Below are 13417 nucleotides of genomic sequence, written 5' to 3'. Positions count from 1 at the left end.
TCGCAGGGCGCCGCCCTGCACCCGCCAGAGGGCTTCGCCCTCTGGACACCCCCTACTTCTCGACGAAGGCCTTCTCGATCACGAAGTGACCGGCCTCGCCGTGGTTGCCTTCCTCGTAGCCACCATCGGCGAGCAGCTGGCGGGTGTCGCGGATCATGTCCGGCGAGCCGCAGAGCATGAACCGGTCGGCGTCGATGGACATCCGCGGCAGGCCGATATCCTCGAACAGCTTGCCCGACACCATCAGGTCCGTGATCCGGCCCCGGTTGCGGAACGGCTCGCGGGTCACGGTGGGGTAGTAGATCAGCTGTTGCGCGATCATCTCGCCCAGGAACTCGTGCTGCGGCAGGTCCTGCGTGATGGTCTCGCCATAGGCGAGTTCCTGCACCTGACGGCAGCCATGGACCAGCACGACCTTCTCGAAGCGGTCGTAGGTCTCCGGGTCCTTGATGATCGACAGGAACGGCGCGAGCCCCGTGCCGGTGCCGAGCAGGTAGAGGTGCCGGCCGGGCATCAGGTTGTCGAGCACCAGGGTGCCGGTCGGCTTCTTGCCGACGATGATCGGATCGCCGACCTTGAGGTGCTGCAGCTTCGAGGTGAGCGGGCCGTTCGGCACCTTGATGGAGAAGAACTCCAGCTCGTCCTCGTAATTGGCCGAGACCACCGAGTAGGCGCGCAGCAGCGGCCGACCCTCGACCTCCAGGCCGATCATCGTGAACTCGCCGTTGCGGAAACGGAAGGCGGGATCCCGCGTGGTGCGGAACGAGAACAGGGTGTCGGTCCAATGGTGCACCGACAGCACCCGCTCTTCGTAATACTTGCTCATCGCGGCATCAGTCCCCACAGGCTGGCTTGGTCTGGCGATTTCGGATGTGGGGTGGCTTTTCTCGCGCTGCGTCATGCGCGTCAAGGCACGCGACGCCACAGCCGGCGCAGAACTGAACCCCCTGGAATCGTTCGAATTTCTTAACGACGCAGCGGCTTCAGCCCCGCCTCGATCTCGGCCCGGCGCGGTTCGAGGAACGGCGGCAGGGCCAAGCGCTCGCCGAGCGTCGCCAACGGTTCGTCGGCGGCGAAGCCCGGCCCATCGGTCGCGATCTCGAACAGGATGCCGTTCGGCTCGCGAAAATACAGGCTGCGAAAGTAGTAACGGTCGACCGGCCCGCTCGACGGGACGCGGTTCGCGCGCAGCCGATCCGCCCAGGATTCGTAATCCGCATCGGGGATGCGGAAGGCGACGTGGTGGACACCGCCCGCCCCGGCCCGCGCCGGCGCCGACCTGTCGTGGAGAAGCTGGATCTCGGCCGCCGGGCCGCCGGGACCCATGGCATAGACCTCGACCTGCCCCTCCGGCGCATCGAAGCTCCGCTCCCGGCGCATGCCGAGAACCTCGGTCAGCACGGCGCCCGTGCGCTCCGGCTGGGCCACCGCGAGGCGGATCGGCCCGAGGCCGCGAATCTGCTCCGGCGCCGGGACCGGCGAGCGCTCCCAGGGATGGGCCTCACCCGCGCCGCCATCATCGACAAGGGCGAGGCGCTGGCCCTCCGGGTCCTCGAAGTCGAGGGTGAGGCGCCCGTCGCGGGTCTCGGGCGCGCGGCGCGTCACGCCGGCCCGGTCGAGGCGCTCGCACCAGCCGTCGAGGCCGCCGGCCACCCGCAGATGCGTGCGCGTGATGCTGTTCGTGCCCCGGTGCTCGGGCGGTGCCGGCCAGTCGAAGAAGGTGATGTCGCTGCCGGGGCTGGCGAGCCCGTCCGCGTAGAACAGGTGGTAGGCCGAGACGTCGTCCTGGTTCACCGTCTTCTTCACGAGCCGCAGGCCGAGCACCTCCGTGTAGAAGGCGAGGTTGTCCGCCGCGCGGGCGGTGACGGCCGTCAGGTGGTGGATGCCGGTGAGGTTCATGGTCTCTCGGGGTCGCCTCGTTGTGGCGATTCACATGGCGCGCCGCCGCCATCATTGCGAGCGACAGCCAAGCAATCCAGGAATGCGCCACGTTCGGAGACGTCCCGCCGCCCGGGACGGCGCCACGACAGTCGCGCAGACGGGGGAGAATCCGCCCTACAGATCCCCGAAGGCGAGCTGGCCCTGATTGCGGCGCGGCTGCGGGGCCGCCTTCTCCCTGGCCTTGGCCGGCGCCTTGGTCGAGGCGGGCTTGCGCGGCTTCGGATCGCCGCGCAGGCGGGCGACAGCCCTGTCGCGGGCCACCGCCTCGGGGGCGTGCGGATCGTCGGTGAGCCACTTGCCGCGCTTGATGACCTCGTTCACCCGGCCCTGGTTCACGCCGACCTTGAAGGCGATCTCCTGCTGGGTCATGCCCGTGCTGGCATGAAGCTCCAGGATCGAGCGGGCGAGTTCCGGGGTCATCTTCTGCCCCGTGAGGCGGCGGGCGGGCTTCACCGTGCGGGTCGCGCGGTCGCGCTCCCGCAGGCGCTCCAGCAGCGCCAGCGCCATGTTCATGCCGTGCTCGCGCAGGGCTTCCTCGAATTCCTTGAGCGTCGCCATGGGCGCCGTCCTCCGTCGGCCCAGCCTCGTCTCAGCAAGAGAACGTGCCGGGAACGGCGAAGTTGCGCAAGCGCGGGCATCGCTCATCCACCGGAAACGGCCCTGGCCCGGCGGCGCCGGGCGGGCTACAGCCCCGCGACAGCATGACCTTCGCCTGGATTCCCCTCATCGCCGCGCCGCTGGCCGCCGCCCTCTCGGCGGGGCTGATCCTGCGGCTGATGCCGCTGCTGCGCCGCTACGCCCTGGCCCGGCCGAACGCCCGGTCGAGCCATACCGAGCCGACGCCGCAGGGCGGGGGCATCGCGGTGGTGACGGCCCTCATCACCGTTTCGGGGCTCCTGGCCGGGGCGCCGGAGGTCGGCCCGCGCGAGGCCTGGACCTGGCTCGCGGGCTGCACGCTGGCGCTCGCCGTGCTCGGCGCGGTGGACGATCTGCGCCCGCTCCCCGCCCTGCCCCGGCTCGCGGTGCAGATCCTCGTCGTCGGGCTGCTGGTCGCCCATCTCGACGGGCGGCTCGTGCCGGAGATCCCCCTGTGGCTGGAACGCGCCCTCGCGACGCTCGCCGGCCTGTGGTTCGTGAACCTCACGAACTTCATGGACGGGCTCGACTGGATGACGGTGGCCGAGATCGTCCCCGTCGCGGCGGCCCTCGTCCTGTTCGGCCTCGCCGGAACCCTGCCCCTGCTGCCGACCCTGATGGCGGCTTCCCTGCTCGGGGCGATGCTCGGCTTCGCGCCGTTCAACCGGCCGGTGGCGGGCCTCTTCCTCGGGGATGTCGGCTCCCTGCCCATCGGCCTCGTGACGGCGTGGCTGCTCTGGCACCTCGCGGTGACCGGCGGCCTCGCGGCGGCGCTCCTGCTGCCCCTCGTCTACCTCGCGGATGCGAGCCTCACCCTCGTCGCCCGCGCCAGGCGGCGGGAGCGCGTCTGGGAGGCGCATCGCTCCCATTTCTACCAGCGGGCGACGGTGAACGGCCTCACCGTCCGGGGGGTGGTGGGGCGGGTGTTCCTGGCGAATGTCGCGCTGGCGGGTCTCGCGGCCGCGAGCGTGGTATGGCCGTCCTGGCCGGTCGCGCTCGCCGCCCTCGCGGCGGGGTGCGGGATCGTCGCCATCCTGCTGCGCCGCTTCGCGAGGGTTCGCTCATGACCGGTCTCGTGGCGCTCACCGGGGCGACGGGCTTCATCGGCCGCCATCTCCTCGCGGCGCTGACGGCGCGGGGCTACCGGGTGCGGGTGCTCCTGCGCCGGCCGGTCGAGGTGCCGCCGGGGGCGGCGAGCGCGGTGGTGGGCGATCTCACCCGGCCGATCAACATGGCCGCCGCCCTGTCGGACGTGGACGCGGTGGTCCATTCCGCCGGCCTCGCCCACGCCATGTCAGGCGCGCCGGAGGACGATTACCGCACCCTCAACACCGAGGCGACGGCCCGCCTCGCGCAGGCCGCCGAGCGGGCGAAGGTGCGCCGCTTCGTGTTCCTCTCCTCGATCCGCGCCCAGACGGGGGCGACCGCCGCCGGCATCGTCACGGAGGCGGACGAGCCCCGCCCCACCGACCCCTATGGCCGCTCGAAGCGCGAGGCCGAAAAGGCGCTCGCCGCCACCGGGCTCGACTGGGCGGCGTTGCGGCCGGTCCTCGTCTACGGCCCCGGCGCGAAGGGCAATCTGGAGGCGCTGCTGCGGCTCGCCGGCTCGCCCTATCCCCTGCCGCTGGGAGGCTTGGGAGCCAAGCGCTCGCTGATCTCGGTGGAGAGCCTTGCGGCGGCGGTGGATACGCTGCTGCGGACGCCGGAGCCCCTGCGGGCGCCGTTCATCGCCGCCGACCCGGACCCGCTGACCCTGCCGGAGATGATCGCCGCCCTGCGCGACGGGCTCGGCCGGCGGCCGGGGCTGCTGCCGCTGCCGGAGCCGCTGATCGGCCTCGCCTGCCGCCTCACCGGGCGCGGCGAGCTGTTCGAGCGGGTGGCGGGGGGCCTCGTCGCCCGCAGCGACGGCCTCGCGCGCCTCGGCTGGCAGCCGGCCATGCCGACGCGGGAGGGGTTGGCGCGGCTGGCGCGGGGGTGATGCAACGGCTGTTCCCGCATCTCGGAGCTTGGCCGCAAAGGTCACATCCCCCTCCGTCATTGCGAGGAACGAAGCAATCCAGGGACGCGCCACGTTCGCAAGGCGGACCTCCGCCCCTGGATTGCTTCGCTGCGCTCGCAATGACGGTGAGCAGGATCAGCCCAGCGCCACGGGCTCGGCGGCGGCGGGGATCATCGGTGAGCCGGGCAGCGCGGCGGCCTCCGCCTTCGCCGCCCCGCGCTCGCGGAAATGCGGCACCGCCTCCTCGAACACCGCATCCGCCGCCGCCCGGTCGCCGCTCTCCACGGCGGCGCGCAGGCGGGCGATCCAGGCGTCGAGGCGCGGCCGGTCCGCGAAGATCGGCTGGGCCGCCATCACGCCCTCGATGCCGGGCAGGCCGATGCGCGGCTCCTCGCGGGCGAACAGGATCTCGTTCAGCCGCTCGCCGGGCCGGGCGCCGGTATAGGCGATCTCGATCTCGGTGCCGGGCTCGAAGCCCGCGAGCCGGATCATCCGCTCGGCGAGTTCGGCAATCCGCACCGGCTGGCCCATCTTCAGCACGTAGACGGCGGCCTGCTCGCCCCCGTCCGCCCGCGCCTCGCCGTCGGCATGGGAGGCGGCGGTGAGCACGAGGTCGCAGGCCTCGCGCACGGTCATGAAGTAGCGGACCATGTCCGGGTGGGTCACGGTCAATGGGCCGCCCCGGGCGATCTGCGCCTTGAACACCGGGACCACCGAGCCCGCCGAGCCGAGCACGTTGCCGAAGCGCACGGCGATCAGCCGGGTCGGGTGGCCGGGCAGGCGGGCCTGCGCCGCGTCGAGGGACTGGGCGATCATCTCCGCGAAGCGCTTGGTGACGCCGAGTTGCGAGACCGGCTCGATGGCCTTGTCGGTGGAGATCATCACCAGGGCGCGGGCGCGGGCGGCCACGGCGGCCTCGGCCACGTTGAGGGAGCCGAAGACGTTGGTCTTGATGCCCTCCTGCCAGTCCCGTTCGAGGAACGGCACCTGTTTCAGGGCGGCGGCGTGCATCACGTAATCCGGCCGGAAGGCCGCGATCACCGCGAAGGTCCGCTCCCGATCGCGGATGTCGGCGATGACGCCCGTCACCTCGGCCTGCGCGTCGAGGATCGCCGGGTGGCTGAGGATGCCGTGTAGCGCCGGCTCGGAGGATTCGAGCACCAGCACGGCGGCGGCGCCGAACGCCACCGCCCGCAGGCAGATCTCCGAGCCGATGGAGCCGCCGCCCCCCGTCACCACCACCCGGCGGCCGGTGAGGAAGCCCTCCAGCCGGGGCCGGTCGATGGCCACGGTCGGGCGAAGTAGCAGGTCCTCGATCTCCAGCGGCGCCAGTTCCGGCCCCTGCGCGCCCTCCCCCAGCCCGACCACGCGGGCGAGGGGCAGGCCGAGGCGCCGCGCGCGGGCGATGAGGTCGTCGGGGGCGGATTCGGGGGCGAGCGCGCTCGGCGCCGCCACCAGCCGGCGGATCGGCTCGCCCCGCGCGCCGCAATCCATCACCACCCGCTCCAATTCGGTGAAATCGCCGAGCACCGGCACGCCGCGCATGTACTGCCCGGCCTCGTCCCGGCGGGGGGACAGGATGCCCTTCGGCGCGAGCTTCTTCACCGCGCCGGTCTCGATGGCCCGCAGCAGCACGTCGATGTCCGAGCCGCGCCCGAGGAGCAGGGTCGGCACCGTGGCGGCCCTGGCGTTCGATTGCCGCGAGCGCGTGTATTTCAGGTAGCGGAACGCCGCCCGCGCCCCGCCCAGCAGGAAGATCTGCAACACCCAGTAGAGGGGAATGGCGATCTTGCCGAAGAAGTAGAAGCCGTAGAGGTCGGCCGAGACCAGCACCCAATCGACGACGAGGAGCACCAGGGCGAGCACGCTCGCCGCGCGGACGATTCCCGCGAGGTCCGGCAGGGAGGCGAAGCGCCACTTGGTCCGGTAGAGCCGGAACCGGGCGTAGACGATTCCCGCGACCACGAGGAAAGGCGGCAGCAGCAGCGGCAGGGCGTGCAGCCGCTCGGCGAGCATCGCCCCCTGGAAGCGGAACAGGAAGGTGAGGACCACGGCCGCGGCGGTCGCCGCGAGATCGTGGGCCACCATCACCGCGGTCTTGGCGAGGCGCTGCTGCATCGGATCGGCCGGGGGTATCCGCCTCAGGGCCGGGCCTGTCAACGGAGGCGCCGTCACGCCCTCGAACCCGCGCCGTCATTGCGAGGCCTGTCCCCCTCTCGCCCTCATCCTGAGGTGCCCGCCTCGGCGGGCCTCGAAGGAGGGCTCCAGACAGCATTGCGAGTTCTGGAGCCCTCCTTCGAGGCCGCTTCGCGGCACCTCAGGATGAGGATGTGGACGGGAAGGGCTCCCGTTAAGCCGGCGCGAAATGCCCCCTGTAGCGGGCGCCGATGCGCTCCACCGGCAGCGCCACGAACACGTCGGTGGTGCCGAACTGGCGGTCCACCACGGCGCCGTCGCCGAAGGTGGCGCCGAGCCGCAGGTAGCCCTTGATCAGCGGCGGCAGGGCCTGCAGCGCGGCCTTCGGGTCCACCGCCTCCTTCGAGAGCCGGTCCATGCGCACCGCCCGCTCCGGCAGGGCGCAGGCGCGCCACGCCTCGGGGGCGCGGGCATGGTGGTGCAGGAAGGAGAGCGGCAGGGCGAGCCGGTCCGGGTCCGTCCCCTCCAGGGAGGCGCAGCCGATCAGCGCGTCGATCCGGTGGTGCAGCACGTAGGCGTAGATGCCCTGCCACAGCAGTTCGACGGTGCGCTTGCCCCGGTAGGGCTTCAGCACGCAGGAGCGTCCGAGTTCGAGGAGGCGGCGCCCGCCCTGCGCGGCCAGCACGGGCGAAAGGTCGTACTCGCCCTCGGAGTAGAACCCGTGATGGCGCTCGGCCACCTCGCCGCGCAGCAGCCGGTAGGTGCCCACCACCTTGGGCTTCGGCGCGCGGAACGGCGTCTTGGCCGGCTTCAGCACATCGTGGTCGAGCACCAGAAGGTGATCGCACAGGGAATCGTAGGCGTCCGCATCCCGGCGGGACAGGTGGGCGAGGCCGGTCGGCACCGCCGACATCTCCTCGTAGAACACCTTGTAGCGCAGGCGCTGCGCCCGGCGGATCTCCGACCGGCGCGTCGCGAGGCGGACCTCGAGGTTGCCGATCCGCCCGAGGCTGCGGCCCTTCAGGCCATCGGCGCCGGGTTCCGGCAGGCGGATCGCATCCGCCTCGGCCAGGACATCGGCGATCTCGGCGGGGGTCGGCCGGCGCTTCAGCTTGGCGAGCGGCGCGGTGACGCCCCATTGCACGCCCCGGTGCAGCCCGGCACCCAGCGCGGCAACCGCCTCGCGGTGGAACAGATTCGCGGCCATCGCCCCCTCGCCTCGCGCGCCCATCCGGGTGCTGCGAGATTCGACATCACCATGAGGTGAGCACGGCATTATGACAGTCGGCCGCCCATGAAAACGCCCCGGCCGAACGGCCGGGGCGCTCCCTCACGCTGAGGTTGCAGGCGGCTTACGCAGCCTGACGGTCACCCTCGGAGACCTGGCCCTCGATCACCGGCGCGTTGGGGCGACGGCCCGAGGCGATCTCGATGCGGCGGGGCTTCTTGGCCTCCGGCACCTCACGGACGAGGTCGACGTGGAGCAGGCCGTTCTCCAGAACGGCGCCCGTCACCTGCACGTGGTCCGCGAGCTGGAAGCGGCGCTCGAACGCACGGGCGGCGATGCCCTGGTGCAGGAACTCTGCGCGCTTCTCGGCCTCGGCCTTGCGCTCGCCGCGCAGGGTCAGGGCGTTCTCCCGAACCTCGATGGAGAGGTCCTCATCGGTGAAGCCGGCCACCGCGACGGTGATGCGGTAGGCGTTCTCGCCCGTGCGCTCGATATTGTACGGCGGATAGCTCGGAGCGGTCTCGGTGCTCGCGAACTGATCGAGGGCGGAGAACAGGCGGTCGAAACCGACGGTGGAGCGGTACAGGGGAGTAAGATCGAACTGACGCATGACATATCCTCTTGAAGAGCAACATGTTCGGTGGTCCGCCCAATGGGCCGGACCGGTCTCTCGTGCCGCCTAATGGCCGGCACGAATTGAATATCGGGGTGGCGGAACGGGGTCGCAAGACCCTCCCGCACACCGGGAAAACGGATTTTTTGGGAGGCGCGGCCGATGCTGCGCCGGGGACAGTGGCGGGGAGTCGGCACGGGTGACACGGTTCGACGGAACGGGCGGGTTCAAGCCCGCGATGCTCACGCTGCGCGACACGCCGAACAATCCCGTGCCGCCGGGCGGGACCATCGTGGCCGTTGGCACGGGCGACGATTGCACCCTGCGCGCGGCAACGTGGCGGCCGACCACGCGCAGTTGCCGGGGCACGGTCACGCTGCTCCAGGGGCGGGCCGAGTTCATCGAGAAGTATTACGAGACGATCCGCGACCTGCGCGGGCGCGGCTTCGCGGTGGTGGCCTTCGACTGGCGCGGCCAGGGCGAGTCCGACCGGCGGGTGGACGATCCGCACAAGGGCCATGTCGACCGCTTCGACGATTACCGCCTCGATATCCTGGCCGTCGCGGACTCGGTGCTGGCGGGGATGCCCGCGCCGCATCTCTGCCTCGCCCATTCCATGGGCGGCTGCATCGCCCTGACCGGCGCCCTTGACGGCTGGCTCCCGTTCAAGCGCCTCGTCACCGTGGCGCCGATGCTCTCGATCCGCATGGTCCGCGCGCCGCTCGCGGCCTCGCTGCTGGCGCGGGGGCTGCACCGCCTCGGCTTCGGCCGCCGCTACATCCCGTTCGGCAAGCCGGTCTCGATCGCCACCAAGCCCTTCGCCGGCAACCGCCTCTGCCGCGATCCCGAGCGCTACGCGCGCAACGCCGAGGCCGCGCGGCAGGTGGGCGCCGGGGCGGTGGGCGATCCGACCATCGCGTGGCTCGCCGGGGCGTTCCGGGCCATGGCCCGCCTGCGCGACCCCCGCGCGGCGCCGCGCATCACCCTGCCGACGCTGATCGTCGCGGCGGGCGCCGATCCGGTCTGCGGCACGGCGGTGACGGAGCGCTTCGCGGCGCGGCTGAAGGCGGGGCACATCCTCGTGCTGCCCGATGCCCGCCACGAGATCCTGAGCGAGCGCGAGGCGATCCGGCAGGATTTCTGGGCGGCCTTCGACGCCTTCATGCCCGGCACCGACCTCCCCACACACGCGGAGGTCGAGCAGCACACGGCGCCCGTGCCGGTCTAGCCCGCGAGGGCGGGGTCGATGTCGCGGGGGCGGACGAAATGCTCCAGCCGGCCCCGTCCCGACCCGATTCCGGCCCAGGTCTCGGCCTCGAAGTCGATCACCGCGAAGGCGGCGGTGGGGAACTCGCTCGCCAGCAGGGCGCGCAGGCCCCGGGCCCCCTGTCCCGCCAGCATCACCGCGAGATCGCCGAGGCCGGGATTGTGGCCGACGACGATGACGGTCTCCGCCTCGTTCGGCGCGCGGCGGATCGCGGCGAGGATGTCCTCGGCCTCGGCCTCGTAGATCTCCGGCACGGTTTCCTCGCGCGGGTCGCCCAGGGCGCCCTTCACGGCGGCCCAGGTCTCGCGCGTGCGCTGTGACGGCGAGACGAGGGCGAGGTCCGGGTGCAGGCCCTCCGCCGCGATCCGCTCGCCGACGACGGGCGCCGCCCGCTTGCCGCGCTTGTTCAGGGGCCGTTCGAGGTCCCGCACGCCCGCCGGCCGGTCGGACTTGGCATGGCGCAGGAGGATGAGGCGGCGCATGGCGATGGGATCCGTCATCCCTTCCGTCCCTCGCGCCGGGTCATGAAGGCGAGCTTCTCGAACAGGCTCACGTCCTGCTCGTTCTTCAGCAGCGCCCCGTGCAGCGGCGGGATGAGCTTGCGACCGTCCTGCTCGCGCAGGGTCTCGGGGGAGATGTCCTCGGAGACGAGGAGCTTCAGCCAGTCGAGCAGTTCGGAGGTCGAGGGCTTCTTCTTGAGGCCCGGCACCTCGCGGGTCTCCAGGAACACCCGCAGCGCCTCCTCCACGAGGCGGTGCTTGATGCCCGGGTAATGCACCTCGACGATGGCCCGCAGCGTGTCCGCGTCGGGGAAGCGGATGTAGTGGAAGAAGCAGCGGCGCAGGAACGCGTCCGGCAGCTCCTTCTCGTTGTTCGAGGTGATGATCACCACCGGCCGGCGGACGGCCTTCACCGTCTCACCGGTCTCGTAGACGTGGAACTCCATCCGGTCGAGTTCGGTGAGGAGGTCGTTCGGGAATTCGATGTCGGCCTTGTCGACCTCATCGATCAGCAGGACAGGCCGCTCGGGGGCGGTGAAGGCCTCCCACAGCTTGCCCCGGCGGATGTAGTTGCCGATGTCCGACACCTTCGGGTCGCCGAGCTGCGAGTCGCGCAGGCGCGAGACCGCGTCGTACTCGTACAGACCCTGCTGCGCCTTGGTCGTGGACTTCACGTTCCACACGATGAGCGGCGCGTTCAGCCCCTTCGCGATCTCCTCGGCGAGGACGGTCTTGCCGGTGCCGGGCTCACCCTTCACGAGGAGCGGGCGTTCCAGGGTGACGGCCGCGTTCACCGCCGCCGTCAGGTCGGGGGTGGCGACGTAGGTGTCGGTGCCGGAAAAGCGCATCGCGGTCTCGGGGCTGGCCTGGACGCCTGTTTGAGCGAGAACCGGGCGCGGATGCAAATCGAAAGGGTGGGCACTGCCATATCCGGCCGAGTCGGCGGCTCTGGGTTCCGGGCTCCGCTGCGCGGCCCCGGAATGACGAAGGCCCTCACCGTCATTCCGGGGCTTGCCGACGGCAAGAGCCCGGAACCCAGAGCCGCCGACCTCTCCGAAGTGCTCGACCCGCCTTCACAACGCCCCCAAAGGTGCCCCTCACCCCTTCTCGTGCCACACGCAGTTGCGCGACAGGATCTCGAGATTCACATCGGACTTCTGCGGCTGCGGCAGGGTCTTGCCGTCCATGGCGAGGTCGATCTTCAGCTCGACCTGTCCCTTGCTCTCGTTGGAGCGGCGGGAGAAGTAGCAATATTGCTGGTAGGGCTGCTCGGCGCCGTCCTTGAAGTTCCAGCCGGTGACGATCTGCCCGTCGAGGTAGGGCACCTGCTTGAACACCGTGAAGGTGGTGTTCACCGGCGCCTTCGAGACCGGGCTCGCCTGCTCGCCGAGCTGCGCCTTGGTCGGCGTCGGCGCGCCGCCGGTGAGCTTGGGCAGGCCCTCCAGCTTCAGGGTGTTGTCGGTGAGCGTCACCTCGCCCTTGGTCTTGAGGGTCACGTCGGCAAGCGCGGCCTGCATCGCCCCGGCGATCTTCTCGGCGGCGGTGTCGAACTGGTTCATCGTCGCCCAGCCATAGGCCGCCGCGCCGATGCCCGCGCCCGTCAGGCACAGGAAGGCCCCGAGGCCGAGTGCCCGGAACAGGAAGGCGCGGGCGGCGACGTAGCTCGCATCCGCGCGCAGCCGGGTGTTCACCTGCTGCGCGAGGGCGACGTTCTCGGGGGTCCCGGACGAGACGTAGTTCATGCGCCGGCTCCAGCGGCAGGGAGGGTCGGGCCGGGCAGGCCTTGGTTCGCCGCGCCCTGGCCGGGAAGAGGCTGGCTCGGCAGCGACTGCGCCGCCGGGCGGTTCATCGGGATGACCGAGGCCTGGGGCGCGGGCGCGGCCCGCACCACGGAGGGGTTGGAGCGCAGGGCGTCGGCGATGGCGTCGAGCATGTACGGCGCCGCCTCCGGGTTCACCGCCGCGCCGAGATCGTCCTCATCCATGAAGGTCCGGCGGGTCGAGACCGCGCACAGCGCCAGGATGGTCGAGGCGAAGGCGGCGCACAGGGCCGGCAGGAACACGAAGATGCGCAGGAAGGCGTGCACCTGCTGCTCGGTCACGTCGATGGGGTCGACGCCGTAGACCATGGCCGTGAAGGAATGCAGCTGCGAGCGGTTCACCGCGTTCCGGTAGGCCTGTTCGGCATCGGCCACCTTGCGGTCGGCGGCGCCCCGGTCGAGGGCGGCGCGGTCCTTGCGGGCCACCTCCAGGTCTTTCACCAGCGCGGTGCGGTCGGCGCTGGCCTTCGTCACGCCCGCCGAGAGAGCGGCGACGCGCGGATCGGTCACGCATTTCAGGTTCTGGTAGCGCTTGCCCTTCGAGTTGGTGCCGAACACCCGCTCGCAGCGCTGGGCCGGCAGGCCCGCGAGCTGCTGCGCGTTGTCGCCGGCGCGCTTCTCGATCTGGTCGAGTTCGGCGGTGTACGAGGCCACGCGGTCGTCGGCCGCCTTGATGCGGTCCTCGATGGTGGCGCGGTCGGCCTGGGCGTCCTTGAGGGCGGTCTTGGTGCGGGCCGCCTCCATCAAGCGGGGGTGGAACATCATCTCGCCGAGCTGCGAGACCGACTTCGTCGTGACGCCCGCCGCGAAGATGATACCGAGGATCGCGAGCGCCCGGGCGAAGTACGAGCGCTGGGTGCGCGCCAGGATGCCCAGCGGCACCCGGCACAGCTCCACCGCCGCGTAGACCAGCGGCGCCAGCAGCATGAAGTAGAAGGCGTGCCAGTCCCCGTCGCTGTAGACCCCCGCGAAGAGCCACGCGCCGGCCAGCGAGGCGCCGATCACCATGAACTCGACGAGGTAGGCGATCGCGACGTAGCCCCACTTGATGCGGTAGCCCTTCTCGACGTGCCGCTGGTGCTTCCACCGGTCGGATTCGAGCCGCCATTCCCGGCGCTCGCGGGCGACCTCGCGGCTCGGCGGACCGTTCGGGGACCGCCCCGCCCGCGAGAAGATCGACTTCAGCGAATTCATCGGCCTCGTCACTATCAGGGCTCGGTCCGGGTAGAGCGTAAGGCTCTCTTAAATGTTTCCGTATGCGAGCATTGTGCCCATTTT

General features: G+C 71.2%; 13 protein-coding genes. 3 read left to right on the top strand and 10 right to left on the bottom strand.

The features are described 5' to 3' along the window. Positions 1–52: 52 nt before the first annotated feature. From ACS5Q7_RS02470 to ACS5Q7_RS02460, 3 genes are all read right to left on the bottom strand, one after another. Entirely contained in the window at positions 53–826 is a 774-nt protein-coding gene (locus ACS5Q7_RS02470) for a ferredoxin--NADP reductase (protein ID WP_478337827.1), read from the bottom strand. 140 nt (positions 827–966) lie between these two features. Next, positions 967–1899, bottom strand: a complete 933-nt coding sequence (locus ACS5Q7_RS02465) for a ring-cleaving dioxygenase (RefSeq protein ID WP_478337826.1) — start codon at positions 1897–1899, stop codon at positions 967–969. A 156-nt stretch (positions 1900–2055) separates the two neighbouring features. Beyond that, positions 2056–2499 (bottom strand): RNA polymerase subunit sigma-70, encoded by a 444-nt coding sequence (locus ACS5Q7_RS02460; RefSeq protein WP_478337825.1) that lies wholly within the window; start codon positions 2497–2499, stop codon positions 2056–2058. A 143-nt stretch (positions 2500–2642) separates the two neighbouring features. Here ACS5Q7_RS02460 and ACS5Q7_RS02455 point away from each other — a divergent pair, with 143 nt between their 5' ends. After that, a complete protein-coding gene (locus tag ACS5Q7_RS02455; RefSeq protein ID WP_478337824.1) occupies positions 2643–3644 on the top strand; it encodes an MraY family glycosyltransferase in 1002 nt (333 codons plus the stop codon). Further along, the gene (locus ACS5Q7_RS02450) at positions 3641–4555 is read left to right on the top strand and encodes an NAD-dependent epimerase/dehydratase family protein (RefSeq protein ID WP_478337823.1); all 915 of its coding nucleotides are present in this window, start codon (positions 3641–3643) and stop codon (positions 4553–4555) included. The genes ACS5Q7_RS02455 and ACS5Q7_RS02450 overlap by 4 nt, the downstream gene beginning before the upstream one ends. Positions 4556–4711: 156 nt before the next feature. Here ACS5Q7_RS02450 and ACS5Q7_RS02445 read toward each other — a convergent pair whose 3' ends face one another. From ACS5Q7_RS02445 to ACS5Q7_RS02435, 3 genes are all read right to left on the bottom strand, one after another. Continuing rightward, positions 4712–6694, bottom strand: a complete 1983-nt coding sequence (locus tag ACS5Q7_RS02445) for an SDR family NAD(P)-dependent oxidoreductase (protein ID WP_478337822.1) — start codon at positions 6692–6694, stop codon at positions 4712–4714. Positions 6695–6926: 232 nt separating this feature from the next. Further along, positions 6927–7919, bottom strand: a complete 993-nt coding sequence (gene olsB / locus ACS5Q7_RS02440) for a l-ornithine N(alpha)-acyltransferase (protein ID WP_478337821.1) — start codon at positions 7917–7919, stop codon at positions 6927–6929. A gap of 145 nt (positions 7920–8064) precedes the next feature. Then, a complete protein-coding gene (locus ACS5Q7_RS02435) occupies positions 8065–8550 on the bottom strand; it encodes an Hsp20 family protein (RefSeq protein WP_478337820.1) in 486 nt (161 codons plus the stop codon). Between the two features lie 241 nt (positions 8551–8791). Here ACS5Q7_RS02435 and ACS5Q7_RS02430 point away from each other — a divergent pair, with 241 nt between their 5' ends. Further along, complete coding sequence (locus ACS5Q7_RS02430) at positions 8792–9781, top strand: alpha/beta fold hydrolase (RefSeq protein ID WP_478338018.1); 990 nt, start codon at positions 8792–8794, stop codon at positions 9779–9781. Here ACS5Q7_RS02430 and ACS5Q7_RS02425 read toward each other — a convergent pair. From ACS5Q7_RS02425 to ACS5Q7_RS02410, 4 genes are all read right to left on the bottom strand, one after another. Beyond that, complete coding sequence (locus tag ACS5Q7_RS02425) at positions 9778–10302, bottom strand: SixA phosphatase family protein (protein WP_478338017.1); 525 nt, start codon at positions 10300–10302, stop codon at positions 9778–9780. The genes ACS5Q7_RS02430 and ACS5Q7_RS02425 overlap by 4 nt on opposite strands. 14 nt (positions 10303–10316) lie before the next feature. After that, on the bottom strand, positions 10317–11168 hold the full coding sequence (locus ACS5Q7_RS02420) for an AAA family ATPase (RefSeq protein WP_478337819.1): 852 nt from the start codon (positions 11166–11168) through the stop codon (positions 10317–10319). 249 nt (positions 11169–11417) lie between these two features. Continuing rightward, positions 11418–12062 carry a hypothetical protein gene (locus tag ACS5Q7_RS02415; RefSeq protein ID WP_478337818.1) on the bottom strand — a complete coding sequence of 215 codons (645 nt, stop codon included), beginning with the start codon at positions 12060–12062 and terminating at the stop codon, positions 11418–11420. After that, positions 12059–13333, bottom strand: a complete 1275-nt coding sequence (locus tag ACS5Q7_RS02410) for an ATPase (protein ID WP_478337817.1) — start codon at positions 13331–13333, stop codon at positions 12059–12061. Before ACS5Q7_RS02410 ends, ACS5Q7_RS02415 begins: the two co-directional genes overlap by 4 nt. Positions 13334–13417: the final 84 nt, after the last annotated feature.

The sequence above is a fragment of the Methylobacterium sp. Gmos3 genome (assembly GCF_056430985.1).
Note: the sequence above shows the minus strand (reverse complement) of the source record. Positions and strands in the feature narration are given on the sequence as shown.